This window comes from Shinella sp. WSC3-e (assembly GCF_945994535.1).
Lineage (GTDB): Bacteria > Pseudomonadota > Alphaproteobacteria > Rhizobiales > Rhizobiaceae > Shinella > Shinella yambaruensis.
In genome coordinates this window covers 1-22,431 of the sequence record NZ_OZ000540.1, presented here as the reverse complement: position 1 = coordinate 22,431, position 22,431 = coordinate 1, and the positions used below count along the sequence as shown (strand labels likewise).

Annotated in this window: 22 protein-coding genes; 13 read left to right on the top strand and 9 right to left on the bottom strand. The window is 59.5% G+C overall.

Features of this window, described 5'->3' with window-relative positions; genetic code table 11:
* Positions 1–8 precede the first annotated feature (8 nt).
* The 6 genes from AABF56_RS37620 to AABF56_RS37595 all read left to right on the top strand — a co-directional run bounded on the left by AABF56_RS37620 (position 9) and on the right by AABF56_RS37595 (position 6,124).
* Positions 9–1,007: a phosphonate dehydrogenase gene (locus AABF56_RS37620; RefSeq protein WP_003501101.1), complete on the top strand. Its 999-nt coding sequence runs from the start codon at positions 9–11 to the stop codon at positions 1,005–1,007.
* A 12-nt stretch (positions 1,008–1,019) separates the two neighbouring features.
* Positions 1,020–1,940, top strand: coding sequence for a LysR family transcriptional regulator (locus tag AABF56_RS37615; RefSeq protein ID WP_003501100.1), 921 nt, complete (start codon positions 1,020–1,022; stop codon positions 1,938–1,940).
* Positions 1,941–2,286: 346 nt separating this feature from the next.
* A complete protein-coding gene (locus AABF56_RS37610) occupies positions 2,287–2,883 on the top strand; it encodes a recombinase family protein (RefSeq protein WP_024710158.1) in 597 nt (198 codons plus the stop codon).
* The gene (locus tag AABF56_RS37605; protein WP_003501095.1) at positions 2,876–4,528 is read left to right on the top strand and encodes an IS481 family transposase; all 1,653 of its coding nucleotides are present in this window, start codon (positions 2,876–2,878) and stop codon (positions 4,526–4,528) included. Before AABF56_RS37610 ends, AABF56_RS37605 begins: the two co-directional genes overlap by 8 nt.
* Positions 4,528–5,505: an ExeA family protein gene (locus AABF56_RS37600; protein WP_024710159.1), complete on the top strand. Its 978-nt coding sequence runs from the start codon at positions 4,528–4,530 to the stop codon at positions 5,503–5,505. The genes AABF56_RS37605 and AABF56_RS37600 overlap by 1 nt, the downstream gene beginning before the upstream one ends.
* Before the next feature lie 58 nt (positions 5,506–5,563).
* Positions 5,564–6,124, top strand: coding sequence for an MFS transporter (locus AABF56_RS37595; RefSeq protein ID WP_338341970.1), 561 nt, complete (start codon positions 5,564–5,566; stop codon positions 6,122–6,124).
* 74 nt (positions 6,125–6,198) lie between these two features.
* Here AABF56_RS37595 and AABF56_RS37590 read toward each other — a convergent pair whose 3' ends face one another.
* Positions 6,199–7,293, bottom strand: a complete 1,095-nt coding sequence (locus tag AABF56_RS37590; protein WP_051961367.1) for a tyrosine-type recombinase/integrase — start codon at positions 7,291–7,293, stop codon at positions 6,199–6,201.
* A 124-nt stretch (positions 7,294–7,417) separates the two neighbouring features.
* On the opposite strand from AABF56_RS37590, the gene AABF56_RS37585 reads away from it, so the two are divergent.
* Positions 7,418–8,374, top strand: a complete 957-nt coding sequence (locus tag AABF56_RS37585; protein WP_272792123.1) for a DUF1403 family protein — start codon at positions 7,418–7,420, stop codon at positions 8,372–8,374.
* Positions 8,375–8,388: 14 nt separating this feature from the next.
* A complete protein-coding gene (gene scpB / locus AABF56_RS37580; RefSeq protein WP_272792124.1) occupies positions 8,389–9,051 on the top strand; it encodes an SMC-Scp complex subunit ScpB in 663 nt (220 codons plus the stop codon).
* A 214-nt stretch (positions 9,052–9,265) separates the two neighbouring features.
* On the opposite strand, the gene AABF56_RS37575 is transcribed toward scpB, so the two are convergent.
* The 3 genes from AABF56_RS37575 to AABF56_RS37565 are packed head-to-tail and all read right to left on the bottom strand — an operon-like array spanning position 9,266 to position 12,132.
* Positions 9,266–10,288: an RES family NAD+ phosphorylase gene (locus AABF56_RS37575; RefSeq protein ID WP_272792125.1), complete on the bottom strand. Its 1,023-nt coding sequence runs from the start codon at positions 10,286–10,288 to the stop codon at positions 9,266–9,268.
* Between the two features lie 11 nt (positions 10,289–10,299).
* Positions 10,300–11,241 carry a sce7725 family protein gene (locus tag AABF56_RS37570; protein WP_272792126.1) on the bottom strand — a complete coding sequence of 314 codons (942 nt, stop codon included), beginning with the start codon at positions 11,239–11,241 and terminating at the stop codon, positions 10,300–10,302.
* A 3-nt stretch (positions 11,242–11,244) separates the two neighbouring features.
* On the bottom strand, positions 11,245–12,132 hold the full coding sequence (locus AABF56_RS37565) for a sce7726 family protein (RefSeq protein WP_272792127.1): 888 nt from the start codon (positions 12,130–12,132) through the stop codon (positions 11,245–11,247).
* Between the two features lie 81 nt (positions 12,133–12,213).
* Here AABF56_RS37565 and AABF56_RS37560 point away from each other — a divergent pair, with 81 nt between their 5' ends.
* Together AABF56_RS37560 and AABF56_RS37555 are read left to right on the top strand one after the other, a co-directional pair.
* Complete coding sequence (locus AABF56_RS37560) at positions 12,214–12,903, top strand: hypothetical protein (RefSeq protein ID WP_272792128.1); 690 nt, start codon at positions 12,214–12,216, stop codon at positions 12,901–12,903.
* On the top strand, positions 12,903–13,250 hold the full coding sequence (locus AABF56_RS37555; RefSeq protein ID WP_336314314.1) for a DUF6527 family protein: 348 nt from the start codon (positions 12,903–12,905) through the stop codon (positions 13,248–13,250). The genes AABF56_RS37560 and AABF56_RS37555 overlap by 1 nt, the downstream gene beginning before the upstream one ends.
* 104 nt (positions 13,251–13,354) lie before the next feature.
* Here AABF56_RS37555 and AABF56_RS37550 read toward each other — a convergent pair whose 3' ends face one another.
* Positions 13,355–14,986 carry a hypothetical protein gene (locus tag AABF56_RS37550; RefSeq protein WP_272792129.1) on the bottom strand — a complete coding sequence of 544 codons (1,632 nt, stop codon included), beginning with the start codon at positions 14,984–14,986 and terminating at the stop codon, positions 13,355–13,357.
* 451 nt (positions 14,987–15,437) lie between these two features.
* Here AABF56_RS37550 and AABF56_RS37545 point away from each other — a divergent pair, with 451 nt between their 5' ends.
* Complete coding sequence (locus AABF56_RS37545) at positions 15,438–16,103, top strand: hypothetical protein (protein WP_272792130.1); 666 nt, start codon at positions 15,438–15,440, stop codon at positions 16,101–16,103.
* An 86-nt stretch (positions 16,104–16,189) separates the two neighbouring features.
* Entirely contained in the window at positions 16,190–17,071 is an 882-nt protein-coding gene (locus AABF56_RS37540; protein ID WP_272792131.1) for a DUF4238 domain-containing protein, read from the top strand.
* Positions 17,072–17,315: 244 nt separating this feature from the next.
* On the opposite strand, the gene AABF56_RS37535 is transcribed toward AABF56_RS37540, so the two are convergent.
* The 4 genes from AABF56_RS37535 to AABF56_RS37520 form a co-directional block, all read right to left on the bottom strand.
* Positions 17,316–18,053, bottom strand: coding sequence for a DUF3800 domain-containing protein (locus tag AABF56_RS37535; protein WP_272792132.1), 738 nt, complete (start codon positions 18,051–18,053; stop codon positions 17,316–17,318).
* 421 nt (positions 18,054–18,474) lie between these two features.
* Complete coding sequence (locus AABF56_RS37530) at positions 18,475–19,101, bottom strand: substrate-binding domain-containing protein (protein WP_272792133.1); 627 nt, start codon at positions 19,099–19,101, stop codon at positions 18,475–18,477.
* Between the two features lie 11 nt (positions 19,102–19,112).
* Positions 19,113–20,179 (bottom strand): IS630 family transposase gene (locus tag AABF56_RS37525; protein WP_272792134.1). Its coding sequence is split into 2 segments (ribosomal slippage): positions 19,113–19,693 and positions 19,693–20,179, totalling 1,068 coding nucleotides; the frame shifts between segments, so codons are not numbered across the junction.
* A gap of 27 nt (positions 20,180–20,206) precedes the next feature.
* Positions 20,207–20,707: a LacI family DNA-binding transcriptional regulator gene (locus AABF56_RS37520; RefSeq protein WP_272792135.1), complete on the bottom strand. Its 501-nt coding sequence runs from the start codon at positions 20,705–20,707 to the stop codon at positions 20,207–20,209.
* A gap of 207 nt (positions 20,708–20,914) precedes the next feature.
* On the opposite strand from AABF56_RS37520, the gene AABF56_RS37515 reads away from it, so the two are divergent.
* Complete coding sequence (locus tag AABF56_RS37515; protein ID WP_272809248.1) at positions 20,915–22,423, top strand: sulfatase family protein; 1,509 nt, start codon at positions 20,915–20,917, stop codon at positions 22,421–22,423.
* Positions 22,424–22,431 lie beyond the last annotated feature (8 nt).

The window sequence follows — 22,431 nt, the reverse complement described above, 5'->3', positions numbered from 1 at the left end:
TAAATTAAATGCTCCCAAAGGTAGTAATCACCCATCGCGTCCACGAGGAGATTATCTCAAAGCTATCTCCCCACGCTCGTTTAGTTTGCAACGATACTGATGATACATGGCCCCGCGAGAAACTGCTCGCAGAATTGAGCGACGCCAAGGCGATGATGGCGTTCATGCCGGACATGATCGACGCGTCTGTACTCGCGCACGCTCCCGATCTTCAACTTGTGGCATGTGCGCTGAAAGGCTTCGATAACTTCGACATCGAAGCCTGCACGCAGCGTGGAGTCCACGTCACGATAGTGTCCGATCTTCTCACTGACCCGACAGCCGAACTTACAATCGGTCTGATGATTGCTCTTGGGCGGCACATTCTGCCAGGCGACAAGAGCGTCAGGAGGGATTACAAAGGTTGGCGCCCTCGGTTTTACGGCCTTGGGCTGCAGGGCACAGCAATCGGCATTTTAGGGATGGGAGCGATCGGAAAAGCTATAGCACAGCGCCTAAGTACCTTCGGCGCCATTGTGTCGTACTGGGATCGTCAATCCCTGGACAAAGCCGATGAGATCAGACTGAACGTAAAGCCTCTTGAATTTGACCAGTTGATCTCGTCGTCTACCTTTCTTGTGTGTGCACTCCCGCTTTCGGCCGAAACGAAGCATCTCCTCGGCGCTGAACAACTCGCCAAAATGCCCAAAGGAGCACTTCTTATTAATCCTGCACGCGGAAGCGTGGTTGATGAAGAGGCTGTTGTCGCTGCATTGCAGGCGGGGCGCTTGGGAGGCTACGCCGCTGATGTTTATGAGATGGAGGACTGGGCCAGACCCGACCGGCCTGACAAGGTCCACGGGGGTCTCCTCAATCGCGAACATGATTCGATCTTGACACCCCACATAGGCTCAGCAGTGGCGAAGTCGCGTTTGGCTATCGAGCACGAGGCTGCTGACAACATTATAGATTTTGTCCAAGGCCGAAGACCTCGTGCGGCAATTAACGAGGTTCAACTAATTCCTTGATTAGAGAAAGTAATGTTTAGCCTTTCGCATGTCGCAGCATTCATAGAGGTAATCGAAACTGGCAGCTTTCACGAGGCGTCGCGACGGCTTCAGATATCCCAACCGACTGTCTCACATAATGTGAAACGATTGGAGGATATACTAGGGGTGCGGCTGGTCGAGAGGAGGAAGGACAAGTGTGTGCCGACTCGGCAAGGGCTCGTATTCTTGCCATTCGCACGCAGCCTTTTGACCGTCACGAAGAGATCTCTGGACCGCCTGCACAGCGGCCGGATTACGTTGGGTGCCAGTACTAACATCGGTACCTATATTTTGCCAGTCCACTTGAAGCGTTTACAGGATGCTCAAGGCCGGCCACCTGAGGTGGCCGTTGCCTCAAATCCTGAAATCATCGAAAAGCTCTTGAGGAAGGAGATTGATCTAGCCTTTACCGAATGGTGGGACGATCGAAAAGGATATCAAGCCCGCCTTTGGCGGAAGGAAAAGCTGGTAATAATCGTATCCCCACAGCATAATTGGAGGACGCGAAAAACAATTGAAGCGGCAGAGTTATTTCAAGAGTCCCTCATTGGCGGAGAACGTGGAACCGGTACCGGATCCGTGCTCCGCGAGGCCTTCGGCCAAGCGGCAGAGCAATTCCCAATCTCATTCAATGTCGGGAGCACTGAGGCTGTGAAGCATGCAGTTCGAGCTGGTCTCGGCATTTCGATCGTGATGAGGAGCACTGTCCTCGATGAGCTCGCGTCGGGTAGGCTTTATGAGGTTTCTGTTGAGAATGTGGTTCTCGAAAAGTCTGTGTGGGCTGTACATCCCGTACATATGGAGGATGGTTCACCGGAAGCAATCGCGCTTAAGGTTATACTCGATGCGAGCGCCCCTCTGGGTGACCTAGAGCACGTCCACATTACTCGGGGTCATATCCGCAAGATTTGAAGTAGTTGGCGCATTCCTGCGGCTCGAACATGGTAACGGCCTGGCCGACCGCATCCTTTGGTATCGCCGCCTCAATTCCCGGAGTATCCCATACAAGGGGGACAAGATCGGGGACCGCCCGATTTTCGATGCGTAAGGTTCCCTGCTCCATGTCGCGAATATTCGGCCGTCAGACACATAGTTGGTTTCCATGGATCGTTTGTCATAAACGAGGGTTTTTGAGCATGCCATAGCGCATGCCGTCACGCCCCTTGAATGGCGCGATGGAATCTTCTCAAAACTGTTATAGAAACGGTTGTCGCAAAATGCTATGTGTCCAACGACTTTCAAGAACATTTGGATGGCTATGCGGGTCGGGTACGCCAGGGTCAGCACGATCGATCAAAATCCGGAGCTTCAGCTTGAGGCGCTGAGACGCGCCGGTTGCGAGAAGGTGTTTACCGAGCGCGGGTCAGGCGCTCGCGATGACCGCCCGGAATTGGGCCGAATTCTCTCCGACGTGCTTCGCACTGGTGACACGCTCGTTGTCTGGAAACTCGATCGGTTGGCGCGATCGCTAAAGAAGCTCATCGCGACGGCGGAAGAGTTGGAGCGCGCGAAGATCGGGCTCGTGTCCTTGACCGAGAGCATTGATACGACGACGCCGGGCGGCATGCTGACCTTCCATGTCTTCGGTGCGATCGCCCAGTTCGAACGTGCTCTGATCCGCGAACGCACGACGGCTGGACTGGTCGAGGCGCGGCAACGTGGCCGCAAGGGTGGCCGCCCGCCCGCGATGCGCCCGGGCGATATTGCCGCGGCGCGCGCCCTGATGAAGGAAGGCAGCATACCGGTACGCAATATTGCGCAGCGCATGGGGGTTTCTGTTGCAACCCTCTATCGTCATATCGGCAAGAAGGGTGGCTCTCCCAAAACAGTGGAATCCGAGGACGTCCATGGCTGAGCGGAGAAAGCGGCCGCCCGGAGAGGCTCTTGTCGATCTTCGACGCCGATTGTCGCTGCTTTCTCCCCGTGATCCAGGCCGTACCGAGATTGTTGCTCGTGCCGCCGATGCCTACGGCATCTCGATCTGGACCCTGTATCGGGCGCTGCGGGAGTTGAACCGCCCGAAATCCGTACGGCGCGCCGATCACGGAACCTCCCGGATCGCCCCGCAGCCGGAGATGGAAACCTATGCCGAAATCATCGCGGCCCTGAAGATCAGAACGGCGAACCGGAAGGGGCGGCATATCTCCACGGCGCGCGCCATCAAGCTGCTTGAGGAAGACGGCGTGGTGACGCCCGATGGCCTGGTCCGTGCACCGCCCGGCATCTTGAAACGCGCAACGGTCGATCGGCTGCTGCGTGTTTCCGGCCTGGATTATGCGCGCGTCACCCGCCCGGTGGCTGCCGTCCGATTCCAGGCGCGGCGTTCCAACGAACTCTGGCACTTCGACATGAGCCCGTCCGACCTGAAGCAGGTGGAAGCGCCGCTTTGGGTCGAGGAAGGGCGCGGCCGGCCGACGCTGATGCTGTTCTCCGTGGTCGATGATCGCTCCGGCGCGAGCTATCAGGAATACCGCTCCGTCTACGGCGAGGACGCGGAGTCCGCCTTGCGCTTTCTCTACAATGCCTTCGCCGCCAAGCCTGAACCGGAACTGCCGCTTCAGGGGATTCCAACGACCATCCATATGGATAACGGGCCGGTGAGCCGCTCGCGCGTTTTCCAGTCCGTCATGGGTAGCCTTGGTGTCCGGGTTCTCACGCATATGCCCCCGTCGGACAGCGAGCGGCGCACGCCGGCGCGAGCGAAAGGCAAGGTCGAGCGGCCGTTTCGCACGATCAAGGAAGTGCACGAGACCCTCTATCATTTCCACAAGCCGAAGGACGAAGAGGAAGCCAACCTTTGGCTCAGGCGCGCCTTGGTCACCTACAATAACGGCGACCATCGCACAGAGTCTCATGCACGCATCGAGGATTGGCTGCGGCATCTTCCTCCTGACGGGGTGCGGGCGATGTGCTCCTGGGAGCGGTTCTGCGCCTTTGCGCGCGAACCGGAACGACGGACGGTTGCTGGAGACGCGACCGTATCGGTCGAAGGCGCATCCTATGAGGTCGAGCCCGAACTTGCCGGCGAAACGGTGACCTTGCTCTGGGGCCTGTTCGATCAGGAACTGTTCGTCGAGCATGAGGGCAAGCGCTTCGGTCCATTCCAACCTTCGCGCGGGGCGGTTCCCCTCTTTCGCTATCGCAAATACCAGAAGAGCAAGCTCGAAGAGCGGCTCGACAAGGTGGTGCGCCTGGCAGACCAACTTGGGCTCCCCCGCGCCGCGGTCACCGGCGGGGATCGTCCATTGCCTTCGCTGCCCCCGACCACGGCTGGGCTGAGTGTACGGCGGACACCGTTTCCGGAACCCGCAATAGAGACCGCTTATCCAAATGGCCTCGCAGCCCGTGGGGCCATCGCCGACCAGCTCGGCCGGCCGATCGGCGCGATGAATGCCGGTGACCGCGCCTTCATCAATGAACTGCTTGGAGAAACACTCGACAAAAAGATGATCGCGGCCCGTATCCGCGAACGCTTCCAGGCGCGAAGAAAGGAAGAATGATGCTCGCTGACGTTCAATCCAGTTACGGCCTCGACCGGCCTTTCCAAGGGGCCGGCAACTTTGAGACCGAGCATCAGCGCACGATCATCCGCGAGGTGTGTGCGGCCGTCCAGACCGGTCGGCTTGTCGTGGTCTCCGGCCTGGTCGGTTCGGGGAAAACCCACCTTTTGCGCCGCATCGAGGCCGAACTCACCAAAGCCGGCAAGGTCGCACTCGCCAAATCGCTGGCGGTCGACAAGCGGCGCACTTCGCTGCCATCGCTCATTGAAGCCCTGTTCTACGACTTGTCTCCCGGCGATCGTGCGCAGGTCAAGATCCCCAAGCAGGCCGAGCGCCGGGAGCGCGACCTGCGCGACATCATGAAAAAAGGCAAACGGCCGATCGTCCTCGTGGTCGACGAGGCCCATGACCTGCACCACAAGACCTTAACCGGCCTGAAGCGACTGATGGAGGTGGTCGCCGACGCCGGCGTGCTCCTTTCCGTACTTCTTGTCGGGCATCCCCGGTTGCGCAATGATCTGCGCCGGCCGCAAATGGAGGAGATTGGCTACCGCACGACCATTTTTGACTACGAGGGGATCGGCTCCGCGCGCCGCGACTATGTTGCCTGGCTGCTTGGCGCCTGTGCGGCCGAAGGCGTAAAGGTTGGCGAACTCCTCGAGGAAGAAGCCATCGACCTCATCGCCGAACGTTTGCGCACGCCGCTTCAGATCGAGATGCATCTCACCCTCGCATTCGAGCAGGGCTTTCGCCTCGGCGCCAAGCCGGTTACCGCCGAAATCGTCGAGCAGGTCCTGTCCCGCGCCATCGACGATCTCGAACCGACGTTGACCCGAAATGGTTACGATGCGACGGCTCTGGTCACGCACCTCAATGCTCGGCCGTCGGATATCCGCGCCTTCCTGGCGGGCACCCTTGATCCCGAATATTCCCGTCAGCTGACCGAGCAACTACGACAGGCAGGCGTCCCGGTTTGACCATGCCGTCGCTGGCAATTAATCTGAGCACGTGGGGGATGTTTGCAAGCAGACCCGGATGTTTGCGAGCACATTGGCAGGGAGCGTGAGCACGACGCCCGCTCCATTGTCAGATAATTCGAGCAGAAAATGCCGATGTTTGCGAGCAGAGGCGCTTATGTTGGCAAGCCGCTACACCTATGGCTTCGCCTGGGGCGGCTCACAGCTCTTCACCGGTCGACTTTCCGATCACGTTGGGCGTCATTGGCCCAATGTGCTCGGCATGTGGATTTCGGGCCTCGGGGTCGCCATGGTGGTGATAGGCAGCGGCGTTTGGTGGTGGGCCGCATCGGCCGCCATCGCCGGCTTCGGCATGGCCCTGCTTTATCCCAATCTGTCGGCAGCCGTGGCCGACATCGCCCCGCCCAGCTGGCGCGGCTCAGCCATTGGCATTTACCGGTTCTGGCGTGACCTTGGATATGGCATTGGTGCGCTCGGGCTCGGCCTGGTTGCCCATTTCAGCGGCGCTCTCGAGGCTACATTCTGGTTCGTGGCACTTTCGATGATGGTGTCGGGCTTGGTGTTGTGGGCATTCGGTGAGGAGACCCATCCGCGGATAAACCCGGAAGATTTGGCCTAGCTCATGCCTTGGCATCATGGTGGACGTTGACGTCGCTTGATGGCAGCTTTCAGGCATCCCAGCAGGGCAAGGGGCTATAGTCCCGCAGCCTTGGTAAGGTTTACGCGAAAGCGGTCCCGCCGGCGTTGATAGCGACGGGTCATCTCAGCCGAAACATGCCCTAGCTGCTTCTGGACGTAGCGTTCGTCGACCTCGGCCGATGAGGCGAGACCGGCCCGCAGAGAATGGCCGGCGAACAAGCCCCCCCGGGCATCTTCCGAAAGGTCGCCCCGTACCCCGGCCGCCAGTGCCGCTGTCTTGACCAGGCGGGCGACTTGTTTGTCGTTCAGTCGATCGGCGCCGACGCCCTTGCCCTGCCCAGTCACACGGCGAAACAGCGGGCCATGCGCGATCCGAGCGAGCTTAAGCCAGGTTTCCACTGCCACAACGGGGCAGGTGGCATCAGTGGATCCGCGACCGATTTCCACTTCACGCCATCCGGTCTTGCCCCGAATATTCAGGACCATCCCTTTGTCCAGGATCTCTATCCAACCACGGCCGTCCTCGCTCTGCCCTTCGCCGCCATCGAGGCCGACGATTTCCGAGCGCCGCAGGCCGCCGGCGAAACCCAGCAGCAGCATGGCGCGATCGCGGATGCCACGCAGGCTGCCGCGGTCGAAGGTTTCCAGCATCGCCAGGAGATCCTCGGGCAACAGGGCTTCCTTTTGCCGTGGTGGCTTGGCGTGGGTATTGCGGATGCCAGCCATCACTGTGGCGATGTGGCGATCCTTGCGATCTAGGACTTGCCCGAGCTGGGTGTAATTCCAGGAAAGCGACGAGAGCCGGCGTTCGATGGTGCTGACTGCATTTGGCGCAACCGTAGCCTGGCCTGTCGCACAGGCCGTAATGTAGAGGCCAACAATCTGTGGATCGGGCGGCTGCACTGCCAGTCCCTGCCGGCGACACCAACCAGAAAAATGCTTCCAGTCCGAGGCGTAGGCCAGCCTGGTGTTGGCCGAGCTGGCTGCCTCGACATAGTCCCGGGCGCGATCCGCCAGGCCGCGCAAATGGGCGCGATCGCCGCCCGGAATCGACACGGCGGAATTGCCGACGGGTGCCGCGGCTGCAGCACAGGGCAGGGGGGCGTTGCCGGCGTCGTTTTGCGTGGTTTCGTCGAGGTTTTGGGGCATTCTCTCTATAATGAGCAAAACGTCCGATAATGCAAGATTATCATTCGTTCTGAGATGCCGACAGGTAGGGCGGTTTACAACCAAATCGGTAGCAAAAAGCGCCGCTGCGTGTTACTCTGTTTGCATGAAAATCGCTGCTGATTTGCTCGAGATCGATCTGCCACCAGTGCCGAAGGTGCCGGCCTGGGCGCGCTCGCGCGGCGAGATTTCTTACGATGTCGACGGTGCTTACATGGCGGGTGCAGCGTTGAATTCGTTGGATAGTTTAGTGCGGCAGAGTTGTCCTTGGGCCGGTGCCTGGCGCCAGCGACTGGCCCTGCATAGTGCTAGCGCGGCGGTGAACTTGACCGGTCGGCGCGAGGACGAATCCGCGTTGCGCGATACCCATTTTCTGCGCGGCAAGGGCGATGATCCTGGGCCAGCCGGGCACCTGCTGATGGCCTGGCGCCGCTTGGCCAGCCGGACCACCAGTTGCGACGCAGAGTTGGTACGCCCGGTGGTCGAACAGCATTTTGCTCTGCAGTGGGATGACGTTCTTGCCGAGGTTGTCGCCAATGCCGAAGACCTGACGGCGTCGTCGCGGCCGGCTCCAGCCTTGGCGGCCGAGATTGCCGCTGCCGTCTACCGGGCCCGGCCCGATGCCGAATTGTTGGCCTTTTGGCTTGCTGACATGGTCCTCGCCCAGAAGTTCAGATGGCCTGTTCCGGTGCCCCTGCTGATGGGGCAGGTGGCTTCGCCGACCTTTAAATCGGGCGAACACCGCAAACGCATCCGGCCGGGAGGAGAAGGTTGGGGCAAGGCGGTGTTTTGGGCCTACGCCACGGCGGCGGCAGAAGCCTGCGATCTCGGGTCAGAGCTGGGGCAGCGGGCGGCAATACTGGCTTCGGCGGCGCCAAAGTTGCGCGCTAAAGGTGCTGGCGACGTCATCAAACTGCTACTGTCCGATGACGCGGTGCCGGGCTCCTGGTCCAGCCCAAGACTGTCGGCGCGCGGGGCTCGGCGGCTATTCGATCGCTTGGGAGAGTTGGGGGGAGTGCGCGAACTCAGTGGCCGGCCGACGTTCCGGCTCTACGGTTTGTGAGGCAGGGCAACGGGATGGCCAGGCGCAAAAGGACAGATGCCGAACCGCCGATCTTCGATTCCGAACTGGTCGATATGCCGGCTGACCTACGCTGGCGCGAATGGATGAACCGCATCGAAGCCGTACTGTTCGCGGCGCCCAAGCCGGTGGAGCGCGAGGTCCTGGCGCGGGTGATCGGTCGTGACGCCAGCATCGACCTGCTCATTGACGACATCCGTGAAAGCCTGCGGGGCAAACCCTACGACCTGGTCAGTGTCGCTGGGGGCTGGGCGTTCCGCACCCGAACGGCCTATGCCGATGCCATCGCCACGTCTGCTGCGGTGCCGGACCGGGCGATCGATCTGACTCAGAACGAGGCCATGGTGTTGGTGTCGATCGCCTATCACCAGCCAGTCACGCGAGCAGGGGTGTCGGAAATCCTGGGGCGGGAGGTGTCGCGCGACGTCATCGGGGCGTTGCGGGACAAGAACATGATCACCGCGGGACCCCGCAGCCCGACGGCCGGGGCGCCGTTCACTTATGTGACAACCAAGGGGTTTTTGGAGCATTTTGGGCTAGCTACGCTTCGTGATCTTCCCGAAATTGAGGCGCTCCAAGATGCTGGTCTTCTCTCCAGCGACCATGGCCAGCACGGCGACGTTCCGATTGGCAGTGACCGCTCCGCTGACGAGGCATAGGATTTTGGGAGTGTCAGTGCCACGGTTGTATGGATGCTCGGAAGCGCTCAACCACCCGCCATCTTCGCCGCACCGCAACTTAGACTTTATATTTCATCAATCGAAATATCGAGATAGCGCTCCGGATCGCAACGACAGCACTATGGCATGACGCGCATATCCCACGTCCCATAAGGAAAGTTGGAAACAGCCGAGTTGGCGCTCATCGCGGCGATCAGGCGGGGTCAACCTGGACCGTGACCTTCGTGATGTTAAACTTTGAGACTGCGCCGCCGATCGCCTTCGCGGGATCAAATAGCGCTAAGTTCATCCCGTCGCTGACCGAGCTGCGGTAAACGACGCCGTCATAGCCGTTCTTCTTGATGAACTCACAGAGATACTGGCTGGGAATGTAATCGATTGCGGCCCCACGAGGCAGCACAGGGCGTGTCAACTCATCCCCAAGCCGCTCCAGAAACGCAATGTCCGCCCGCAGCTGACCGATCGCGCTCGCATCGGCCAAAAGGAAGGGCGACACCAGCTTGCGCGGGTTACGCAAATCCACCGCGCGCAGCGGCATAGGAATTGTGAACTCGGCGACGCACGCCACCTCGCCGGTATGAGGCCGGACTTCCGCGGCCGCGGTCTCTGGAATTGAACCGAGATACAAATATGGAATGCCGGGCGGGTTCGCGCGCCCGTGTGATGCAAGCCGCTTTGGCGGAGCACCCATTTCTCCAATAAGATAAACTGTGTCGTCGGACAGGATACGCGCCCGGTACCACTTCGCAGGCATGTCATCCGTCGGCAAATGGCCAAGCAACTCCCGCAGCCGATCCGCGTCCAGGACCTCGTCCAGGAAGTACCGGTTCTTCCACATCAGTTCATCGCGCAGATTTTCCCATTGCGCGAGAGCTTTGCTGTCATAGGCGGACGACGGCGCGAACGGCTTGCGGACGATGTCGCCGTCATCGAGAATCTCAGCGAGTAGCTCCTTCGAATGCGCAACGTCCATTGCGGCATGGCTGAACAGCTGCCAGTCATCTTTCATCCATTCAACTAAGGTTTTGCCCGCGGAATCTGCTTCGTAGATCCCGATTAACAACTCGAAGATGTCAGCGAGGGCACGTGGTTCAACCAGGATAACGGCTGTCGACCCGCAGAAGTCACAGTCCCCCATTCCATGGCTGAGCGAGGGGATGATGTCGCGGCGAAGGCCACGGTCGTCGAAGCATTCGGGGCAACAGAACTTCGGCATGTGATTGCCCGCTACTCGGAAAAAAAGTCTGCGAGCGTCTCGATATGATGGCGCATCGAAAGCTTCTTGACCTGCCCGAGCCCCGGGAAGTGGCCTTTTTCATGCAACTCCCGAAATTCGGCGATGGCTGTGCTAGCAAACAGTCTGGAGGTTCCGGAATCCAGCTTAGCGATCAGTTTTGCCAGCGCTTGGGCAAACTTACCGCCCGGATCAGTCGGCGTGTCCTTTGTCGTTGATACGAAATGATAGATGTACATCACCTCGTCCTTGTCGGGGTCGAGGAACGTCAGGTGGATCGCGACAGCGTACGCGGGGCCGCCACCTTCAACATAGTCGTCGCCAACGATTAGGAAGTCGCCGAACCCGTCCATGTCTTCCTCCTCGAATGTGAGGTGGAGGTCTGAAAACAATTCGACTGCTGGATGATCGGCGTTGCGCCGCCGTTCGAACCCGTCACGAAGAAGGATACGGGTTTTGCTGCCTTTCAGGTGTTTCCGGTAGAGCTTGTGGCAGTGCTTTTCGAAGAAGACGTGTCGAGTCTCAGAGAGGTCATTCCCGAGCGCTTCTGCTAGCGCCTTCGCTTCGGTGAAACCGGCATGGATGAATACAGGACGATGTGCCTGGTGCTTGGTGTGACAGGCCATCGCGTCATCGATATTCATGTCGTTGGTGAGCAAGATGCCGGCGCTAATGCCGTCTTTATTTAGAAATCCATTTCCCAGAAGGGTCGAGATGCTCACGCCGTCCTCAGCATGATCGCCATAGGCTGGATTAATGATCACGATCGCCTCGCCGCCGGCGTCGCAGATCGCCGTCAGGGTTCTCTCTAATCCCTTGAGCGCCTCCCGCACCGGCTCAATGATGGGCACGAACCCCGATCCAGCCATCAGTGCTGCGGTTTCGCGAATGGCGATCAGCTCGAACTGCTTGCCACGAAAATAGGGGTGATACATGCGTTAGGCCCAGGCCATCGACTCGCCCAGCGGCGTAGAGATCGCTTCTACCACATGGGCATGGTCTGCACGGCGCACCGGAATTGAAAGAGCGGCAGCGTGGAGCGAGCGCGGGAGCCGGTCGACGAGGTAAGCTAGTGGCGCCAGATCGCGGGTGCGTTTTAAGGTCCGCACCACTTCGCGGTGAACCGCGACGGGGTCCAGATGCGCGAATAGCGCCCGCATGGCGGCGTGGCGCTGTGTATTGGGAACATCAGGAACGGCAATGCTAAGCGCTTTCAGGATACTCGCAGCTTCTGCTGAACGAAGCGATTCGAACACCGTAGCCGGGCAGATTCGCTCGGGACAATCTACTGCGTCACGCACGGTCGCGATGCGGTAGCGATGCGACAAGCACAGGATACCGACATCCTCCGGAAGGATCAGTCGGACGCCGTCCACATGGCGCTCGCTGACTACAACGTTCACAGATGCGAATACGCGTTTGTAGTTTTCCACTTGGTTGATCAGACGCGCGAGGGAGTCTCGCTCGGATTTGATCTCGTAGACCGTCGAGGTTCCGTTGAGAATGACAAGATCGGCTTTGCACGATCCGGCGCGAAATTCGTTTAGCATTGAGGCGGTGCGCAAGGAGTGTTTGCCCATCAGTATCTTGTGGGTCAGCGCTGACCGATAGATATATTCATCGCGTAGTCCGGCGACCCTGAGAATCGAGAAAGCGGCCTCAAAGGCATCCCCGACTGTGGCTTCTTTCGCGCACAGCTCGGCGAGGCGGGTCTCGCCGAGTAGACGTCCAAACAGCGCAGAGCGCCCCTTCCGGGCCAGTTGCTGGAACACGGCCGAAGAGAACAGGCGCGTCAGCGCTGAAAGTTCTGTTGTACTTACGGTCACGTTTTTCCCCGACGCGCAGACTTAGGCCGCGACTGAGCCAGTTTAGCTTAGCGGCCCTACAACGCAAATCGATAATGCTCAATGGGTTACCTCACCTATCAAGCCGCCATGCTCATATTTGCCGGCAATGCTGGATATCGCGGTCCGGACGTTGCGACTGCCATTGCTGAGAGCATCGGCTCCCGCGAGGCAATTCTCGCGGTCAGTCAATGCGACGTCATCTTCAGTTGCGTCGACACCCACGAGGCAAGGCAGATTGTTGACCTGATCGCGTCTGCCTTTCTTATCCCCTTGTTCGACGTGGGCGTTGTCATTCCGACGCGGAAGGTGGGGAACGACGGAGTAGCAATAGCCGACGTTTGTGGCCGGATCGACTACGTCCAGCCTGGGGGTTCTACTCTTGCTGACCGGCGCGTATTCACTCCCGAGAGCCTCCGCGCGGAATGGCTGCATAAGGCGAACCCAGGCGCATTCAAAGAAGAGCAAGAAGCCGGCTACATCAAGGGGCTGACCGAACAGGCCCCTTCCGTTATCTCGCTCAATATGCGGGCAAGTTCGGCCGTCGTGATGGAGCTCATCGCTCGTACCTTTCCCTTCAGGCACGATGCGAATGAGCTTTATGCCCGGACCACGTTCAGCCTGGCGGCAGCCGAGGAGGAATACACCCCGGAGAGCGAATTCGATCGAGACCCCGACACGGAGCTAGCCCGAGGCGCAGAAGAGCCGCTGCTGGGCATTCCCGCGCTCGGCAAGCCAAAGGGCAGAAAGTGATGAGCCTGCCCCGCTGGTTTCATCGTCTGTGGGATCGGTTCGGCCCCGCGCGTCGACTTCAAACTGTCGTGGGAGACGAGTTGCCCTCCGCGATGCCGTCCAGGGACTTGGTGCTTGCTATCGATGATGGCGAGCCATGGAGTGTGGGCATGATGTGCCCATGCCGCTGCGGCGCCATGATCGAAATGCTTGTGGTCGATGCCGGGAAGCCACGATGGGACATCGCCGTAGATGCCAAGGGTCGGCCGACTTTGCGTCCATCCGTCTGGCGGAATACCGGATGCAAGTCGCATTTCTGGCTGCGTTCGGGCCGGATAGTTTGGTGCGGCAATTCCGAAGCGGACTAGCGCTTTGACTAGCCAGGGTCGATACAGAGAGCCGGGTAGTTGGGTTATCGCATACACGAAAAAGCATGTGAAACACCGCGCGCCCTGGGCATTCTCCCTAGGTCTTAGGAGGCTGGCGGCTTTGGAACGGCAATCGCCGCGTCTATTTCAAGCAGCGCATTGACCACGCTCTCCAGCAACTGCAGACCTTGCACGGCTTGTGGGTTCCTGCCATCGACGCCAAGGCGCTCAAGGCCACTTTGCACCAGGGTCGAACCGAGGTGCGAACCGGCATTGCGAAGGTCAATCATACCAAACAGCGGCCCCATCATCTTCCTGGCCTGTTCCTCGGTTAGGACGGTACCCAACAAGCGCTCAATGGCCTTTAATGACCCTGGCTTCTTCTCGCCCTTGGCCAATGGGGGGCATTGCGCCAGCACCACATCAACATCAACCCGTTCGGTGAAGAGCTGGGTCAATTGCTTGGAAAGTTCCAGCAAACCTTCCGTCTCCGCACTTCGGAACCGATGGGCTCGCGTGAACAAGTCCGGCACCTGGGCATTCTCACGAAGCAGCTGCTGACCATACCGCTCGCGGAAGCTCGAAGCGACACTATCGACGGCCTTTTCAATAAGGGCTTCTGGCGCCTTGGTCGAGGCCGGCTGGACCATCATCTGCGCCTCAAAAAGCTCCTTGGACACACCGCCATCCGGGGTGACGTTGTGGGCGGCCCAAATTCGCTGTTCCCATGGCTTGAGCATGCCGATGTCCTTGGCGAAAACGGTGATCAGACCAAGGTCGTTGACACCGAAATGGACGGTGTCTGAGGTCGCACCCACACCACCAGTATCTCGCGACGCCCAATGAAGCCGACCACCACGATGCCGAAGCAAGGCATTGATGATCCCCGGGTCAAAGTAAAGCCAACCGATGTCTCCATGCAGCCGCGCAGCGGCCACCCGGGTACCATCCGGCTTGGTCACGAAAGAAACCTCATCGGCTGGCTTATCACCGCGGACACGAGGGCTGAATGTTCCCGGCTCCAGCCATTCAGTTCGCCATATGGCGCCTCTGGTGAAGAACGATCCGCGAGGATTGGGCCAACCTGCCGAGGTGGTAGTGTATTCGAGCAGATCTCGCCCCTCAGCCACGTTGATTGGCTTGCGAGACCAGCCGTAGCCGGGATCCTTCTCAGTCACTGCCGTCCGCTCGGCATAGCTCGAGCAAAAGAGACGCATCCCCCGTGCTGCTAGATAGTCGTTGAGGAATTCAGTTTTGATCTCGATGGAAACCGGCTCCCCATTATCGCCTCGGGCCAGCCGTACGACCTCCGGCCACCCTTCTTCGGGCCGGTACCAGCGATCGCCTTCCTGGATAAGCCGGAGCGCCACAACCAGATCAGGATGCAGATGCCAAATCTCCTTGCTCGGCTCCTCGAGGTGCTGGGCAATGACCAGGTTGATGCCAAGTTCGGTGTCTCCCCAGCCACGGAACACATCCGATGACTGGTAGCCCCATGATTCCATACCTGCCCGATGGGGGTTCAGCCCGACATCGTTCCATCCCATCGTGTCTACATCAGCGGACTTGGCGGAATGAACCGCGGCGGTCGCTGTCCCGTGGAATTCGGCTACAGAGATGACCCGAGGCGGGAGATCGTTAAGCGTCGACTCCGTCACCCTCCGCAAGGGGGTCCAGGTGCGCGCCGCGAGCTTCGGCAAGTCAGCCAGATTGAAGAAGGTCTGCTTGATCGTCATAGGCGCTCCTTTGCCTGGCGCAGACCAGGAATCGGTGCCGCGATCGAGATGTGGACCAAGATACGCTCTGCGGCAACGGTGGAGCCTGGGAAACCCCTGCTCCCTTGCTTGGGTGAGCCCTTGGGGTGGACTGAGCGAGGTTGAAGTGCCCACTATGGGATGCCCGCTCGCGCCCCCAGGCGTTTTGCGGCGATTGCCAACACATATTTGCGGCGGACGCTCGCCTCGCCGATCTTGGCTATCTCTTCGAACTAGCCATGGGCAATCCGAGTTGAGGCGTTGTCTGCATCGATCAAAGCAGCGAGACGAACGGTCAAGGGCCGGTCGCGGTCCTGGTTGGATAAAGTAGTTGGGCGCTATGGCACTTAATATAGTGAAAACGTTGTTTTTGCCCATTGTGCCGACAGGGCGCTGAGGAGATTGTTGTCCTACGATCCAAGAGGGGGCACCTATGTCTGTTCTAGATATTCCTCTCCGAAAGGCCCTTCAGTTATTCTATGCGCCCAATTCACTGCGTCGATCCATTTTGAAAGAGGACATTCGACTTGATCGTAAAAAGGAAGCCGGCGGCACTAGAAGTCGAGGCGGCGACTTCTACCTACCCTTTTGGTCAGACGTTAAGATGCACATCTCTGGCCGAGGCGACCTAGCGCAGCTGACCCAAGATCGCATCCGATCGAACAGGAATTTCAAACGACTTTATCCGCTACTGACCAATGGAATTCTCGAACTGCTTAGCGCAAAGCTGCGCTGGTCAAACGAGCCCGTGGAGATCGTTCCTATAAGCATGCACGGCAACCTGCGTATCGAAACTTTGGGAGCCACAGTTCGGATAAGGGATGCACTCCATGCGCGCGTCCGGGGGGAATATACACGTGTGGTATACCCATACTTCAGTGAAGAGCCGCCGCTCTCGGAAGAAGGAGGGAGGCTAGGGCTCTGGGCAATGCAACAAGTCCTAACTGAAGCAGACTCCGCTGACATGCGTGTTATCGATGCACTGCGTCGTACTTTCTTCTCTCCGCAAATGACGCCGTTGCAGGGCAACGAGGAGGCAGTTTTTCATGAAAAGTACAGGACGTTGATTGGCGAGTGGGAGCGACTGAAGCTGGAGTGAGCGAATGCGCGAATGTCGTCTAGGCTGTTTAGCCTTTCACATGCCATAGACAGCGCCCTTATGAGGAGAAGTCATGGTGACGGCCCGTGCCTAAGTCCGGTAGCCACAAATCGCAGCACTATATCCCAAGGAGCTACCTTTCCGCCTGGTGTGATCCGCATACGCCTGCTGGAATGCAGCCCTTTGTGTGGACCTTTGATCCCAGTGGCGGCGTCGGCCGCAAGCGAGCACCCCAAAACCTCTTCACCGAGACCGACATCTACACGATCCTCGGGCCGGACGGTTCCCGGGATCTGCGGATAGAGTTTGAACTGTCGAAACTTGAGCAGGGCCTGAAGACACTCGTCACAGACTTCGTAGCCAGCCACCGCCAGTTGCCTCGGCTTCGGCAATGGCAGTTGATCGCCTTCATCGCAGCGATGCACGGGCGTACGCTTGAAGCGAGAGAGATCCAACGGACGCTTTGGCAGCAGACCTTGGACGCGGCTGAGAAAAAGGCCGTTGCTCTAGGTATATCCGCAAATTCCGAGGCGCAGCTAAACAGCATTCGAAAAGCGGTGGCGTCGCCTATGCAGTTTTTGTTACCGGGAGCCATGATGGATGGTCTGACCATGCTAAGTGAAGTGACGATGACTATTATGTGCTCCGTTGAGCCCGACTTCATTACTTCAGACAGTCCGGTAACTTGGTTCGATCCAACTGTGCCTAGGGAGAGATTCTTAACTCACAAGAGTTCTCTAGCGAATCCGGGCATCGAGGTGGTGATGCCGCTTTCGCCGCAGCATACAATTATCTTGCATTACCCAAGAACACCCTTCGAAAAGCCGGTCCGTTACGTCAGTGCTGGTTCGGCGACCGTCGCTGCCCTAAACAAGCGCACGGCGCACTACGCCCACAGGGCCGTAGTGTCATGGAGAGACGGGTCTGACCCCGAATGGCGAATAGGGGCGCCGGACCGGTCGGATTGACGTCACTCAATGCCAGGATGTTGCTGGCGAATGTCTGCTTTGGGGATTGGTCGAGGGGCGTTGAACGGCAGGAATGGGGGCGCATTGCGGACGGAAGAGGGGCCAGCGACAGGCATTGGACGCTATATTTGCCTCAGCAGTGGGTTGACAGTCCACCTAGCTGGACCCATTTTGTAAACAAATGGAACGGGAATGCTCGTTCGGCGTCGGGCCTCGGGGAATACCTCGGGGCCCTTCGCTTTTCTCACGGGAATATTTTCAGCCCGTAGCCGCGTATTTTCCCAGCCGCACTCCGACGGAACTTGGGTTCTGCAAGATCGTAGGCCCGGTTTGGCTGGTCAGGAGCTATTATGTGCCGGGCGACCGGGTAGGCCAAAAGGTCGGCCATCTGCAGCCCCGCTGAATTATGCTTCTTGTCCATGAAGCGGATGTCGAGGTTTGGCATGGGTCCAACCTGGTTGCCGCCAGCGGCAATACGCCTGAACTCGAGCTCTAGGTCATCGTCCTCTTTCCGGCCTCGCTGTTCGACCAGTATCCAGGTCTTGCGGTGATCTTGCCCTCGTTCGGCCAAGAACCGCTGCAGGCGCTCCATGCAGAAAGTTAGCGCAATTTTGTATGGATTGTCGGGATCATGGTACTTCTGCACATGACGTTGCTTATCAATTGCAGCCGCTATGAGCGTGACCGGCGCCTGTTCGACGACATAATTCACAGTTGCCATGAAGCGGTCGCGCACGGTCTGATTGAGCAAGATGGAAAAGTCACCGGACGACTTCCGGATCTCGCGGCTATGTAGAACAACGCCGTCATGGCCCCAAAACTCGAACTTGAGTGCCTGCACAAGCGGTACCATTGCTGTCCGGTAGGCCTCTTTCTCGAAGATGCAGAAGGTGAGCACAAACACCGGATTCTGCGGATTTATGCTGACAAGCCCGTGGTCGCCGCTCTCATCGACGTAGACTATAAAATCACTGAATTCCATGCACCCAGCGTTGCACAGACGCGAGATTCTGCCAATGCAATGGAAGCGTGACGGCACTCATGCACGGGGAGTCGGGCCGGATTCGCATAATATTTGTTGGGGAACCCACAGTGCCTCAGCGGCGGCCACCAACATGTGCGGCCCTGCTAACGGCAATCGGTCGGCCGCATGAGAATGGAATGATCGGTCTCGTCCACCGCGGCGCCCGCCTCACGACGCGCCAGCACTTGGTCAATGGGCGACGCAGACTACGACGTCGTCCTAACTGGAATTAGCATGTGGTGCCGCATGACGAGGTCGGCGCGCTCGACTATGGCTAGGCCATTGCGCTTTTGCCGGCGCCACCGGTTAAGGCGGCAACGCGATGGGGGGGCCGCGCGCCGATACCGGTCTTTTGTACGCGAGCGACGGGATGGCTAGTTCAGACTAACTTCAAAATTCGGTGCGGGCGCGGAAGGCCGACGGACTTGCGCTCCACAAGCGGGCAATCAATCTGGAGTCTGCCTGCTATGATGCCTAGTTTTTGCGCTTCGCGCTTAGCGTAGATGTGCGTAATCGCACGTCTTCCCATATCTTCGTGCGGAACGCGGATTGTGGTGAGCGGAGGCTCCAGATGACGGGATGAGGATGCATCGTCGAAGCCGATGACCGAGAGGTCGCGCGGAATCGATAGCCCAGCTTCCTTTGTGGCCTCGTAGCAGCCGATGGCCATCTCGTCGCTGGCACAGAAGATCGCCGTGGGTGGCTCGGGCAGAGCGAGCAGTTCGCGGGTGCAATCGTGGCCGCCTGAAAGCGTCCAGTTGCCTGATCGGACGAGTTTGGCGTCGAACGCTATGTCGGCGGTCTTGAGGCCGCGCTTGTAGCCGCGCAGACGGTCCTTGCTAGCTTCCATCCAGCCTTCGCCGTTAATGAAGGCAATGCGCCGGTGGCCGGAGGCCGTCAGGTGGCGCACGGCCGTTTCGGCGCCCAGCGCATGCGCCGGCAGGATGGCCGGAGCAATGTCGCCTTTAGTGTGGCAGTTGATGAGCACGACGGGAACCGAGCTCATACCAACGGCTGTCATGATTGACCGATGTGGGCCCAGTCGCGCATTCCGATGGACATGATTGTTTCGGGCTGATCGATGAGGTTGTTCCAGGCTTGGCATGACGCGTCGATGATGGCGTCGTAGGTATCGAAGACGCGGTTGGAGAGCCAGTTCTGCCTGAGGTATTGCCAGATGTTCTCGACCGGGTTCAGTTCGGGAGAGCGCGAGGGCAGGAAGATCAGCGTCATGTTCTTCGGGACGACGAGTTTGCCCGTGGTGTGCCAGCCGGCGCGGTCGAGCAGCAGAACGGCATGAGCGCCGCGCTGAACATGCCGGCTGATCTCGTCGATGTGGAGTTGCATGGCGAAGGTGTCGGCAAAGGGCAGCGCCAGCCCGGCGCCCTTTCCCTTTGCCGGGCAGATAGCGCCGAACAGATAGGCGTTCTGGTAGCGCTGATCTGCCGGTTGCCGTGGGCGGGTTCCACGCCTTGCCCAAAGCCGGGCGATCCCATTTTTCTGCCCGATCCGGGCCTCGTCCTGGAACCAGATTTCGATCGGCTTGCCCTTGGGGAGATGGCAGATATGGGCGGTCAGCGCCCGCGGCCAGTTTTTTTAAACGCCGCCACCGTCGCGGCGTCCTGACCAGGATGCAGCGGGCGTGCGCTCATGTGGGAGAAGCCGAGTTTCTTGAGAAGCGTGCCGACATGGCGCTCGTGATACTCGATACCGAACCGCTCCCTAATGACGCGCTGAAGATCTACTCGGCGCCAGCGAACAACGCCGTCTACATCCGGGTCGGGACCGGTCTCGACGATCTCGGCGAGTTCGACCTTCTGCTCTTCCGACAGCCGCGATGACGGACCGGGTGACCAGTGGTCGAAAAGGCCATCGGGGCCGGCTTCGTTGAACCGATGAACCCAGTCCCGAAGCGTCTGGCGGTCCATGCCGCCGATCCGGGCGGCGTCGGCGCGGCTCATGCCGTCAAGCACGGCTGCTAGTGACAGAAGTCGTCGGCTCTGGTTGGCGTCCTTGCTCCGTGACGCCAGCCGCCGGAGTTGAGAAGGGGTATAGTCCTGTCGCAGTCGAACCGATCCGGGCATGGGCGAATTTCCTTCGCCGACATCGAATCAGCAACTCAACAGTTTGGGAATCCCCCGCGAGTCAGACGTCAGAGCCGTTGGTATCAGTTTCTGCGGCAGGGTATACTGGCGCGTGAAGAAGGCCGCGAACACCACGCCCACCACCCGATGTGCGAACAGCAGTTCGAGCGCCGCGGCGCGCAGGCGCTCGTCGTTCTGGGTCGGCAGGACGACAAGCACGGCGCCATTTTCCCAAGCCAGCTGCCGTGCCGATTCGATCGCCTTGTTGGTGATGGGGTTGGACGTGCTGTCGTCGATGATAAAGCCGATGGCCTGGATGCCGCCCTGACCGACCGGCGCGCGCATCCAGACGCGATAACCCAGCGTTTCGGCCGCCTCGCGGACGAGACCGCGCGTCTTTTCGGTGACCCGCGTGCCGCCGGTTTCGTTGAGCACCATCGAGACGGTGGCCTGGCTGACTCCGGCAAGCTTGGCCACGTCGACCATGGTTGGTCTCGTGCTGGCTTTTTCCGTCTTGCGTCTGTTCATCACCCTCTCCGCCAGAAGGACATATCGCAGGATTTTGTGGAAGGAAACTGCCCCGAAGCGCCGGTTATAGAAAACTGACCTGTGCTTGACAGTGGTTATAAATAACTAATAGCATTACCACGTGCTGGAGGAGCGCAGGGACGATCCTGGCGACGGGATATGTCCGATGTCGGTGCCATTCGAGGAATGGCGTGGGAGGAGAACAAGATGACGATTTCGAGAAATTGCGCGACTGGGGTTATCATGACCAAACCCAACATCTTGTGGATATGCACTGACCAGCAGCGCTGGGACACGCTTGGCATTACCGGCAATCGCCATGTGCGAACTCCGGTGCTCGACAAGCTCTTCGGCGAGGCAGCCTGGTTCTCCGGGGCCTATTGCCAGTCGCCGGTCTGCACGCCCAGTCGCGCGAGCTTTCTCACCGGCCGCTATCCGCGTACGACCCGGACGCGCCAGAACGGGCAGGACATGCCGGCCGACGAAATGCTGGTGACGCGGCTGCTCGCCGAGAATGGCTATACCTGCGGTCTATCGGGCAAGCTCCATATCTCGGCGGCCAATCCGAGCGTGGCGCCGGTCATCGAACCGCGCATCAATGATGGCTATGCCGCCTTTCACTGGTCGCATCATCCGGGTTGTCGGATGGTACTTAATGACTACGGCAGCGCGCAGAACTGGCCACTCAACGAATACAATCTATGGCTGCTCGAGCGCGGCGCCGAATACCGGGCTGACCCCTATCGGGGCTCCAGATATGTGAAGGCGGGGCCCGAGACAAAGAACCACCAGACCACCTGGTGCGCCGACAAGGCCATCAATTTCGTCAAGGCGCATGAGGCGAACGACCGGCCCTGGCTGTTCTCGGTCAACTTCTTCGACCCTCATCACCCCTTCGATCCGCCCGCCGAGTATCTCGATCGCTACCTCGACCGGCTCGACGAGATCGAGTTGCCGAACTACCGGCCGGGAGAGCTGGAAGAAAAACCTGCCTTCCAGAAGATCGACCACCAGGGAGCCTATGGCGGCAATGCCGGCATGCCCTACGACGAGATGACCGATCATGACCACAGGCTGGTGCGCGCGGCTTATTTCGCCATGTGCGACTTGATCGATGACCAGGTCGGCCGCATGCTCGACGCCCTGCGCGATACCGGTCAGCTCGACAATACCATCGTCATCTTCATGTCCGACCACGGCGAGCTGCTGGGCGATCATGGCGTCTATCTCAAGGGGCCGTTCTTCTACGAGCCCAGCGTCCATGTTCCCCTGGCGATCTCGTGGCCGGGCCATATTCCGGCCCGCCGAATCGACGGGCTGGTCGAACTGACCGATATCGCGCCGACCCTGCTCGAGGCGGCGGGGCTCGATATCTGGCCGGGCATGCAGGGCCGCTCGCTCTGGCCGCTGCTGTCGGGCACCGAGACGCAAACCGGCGTCGCGGATGTCTACTGCGAATATTACAACGCCATGCCCTGGCATAAAGAGCCGCATCTGCCATTCGCGACCATGCTGCGCACCGGGACGATGAAGCTGGTGGTTAGCCACGGCGACCGGCGCGGTGAGCTTTACGATCTGAATGCAGACCCCGACGAGACCACAAACCTGTGGGACGATCCAAACCGCCTGGCGGAGAAATGCGACCTGTTGCAGCGTCTTTGCGACCGGATGGCCTTCACCGTCGACCCGCTGCCGCTGCGCCGCGCCCCCTGGTAACCCAGCGA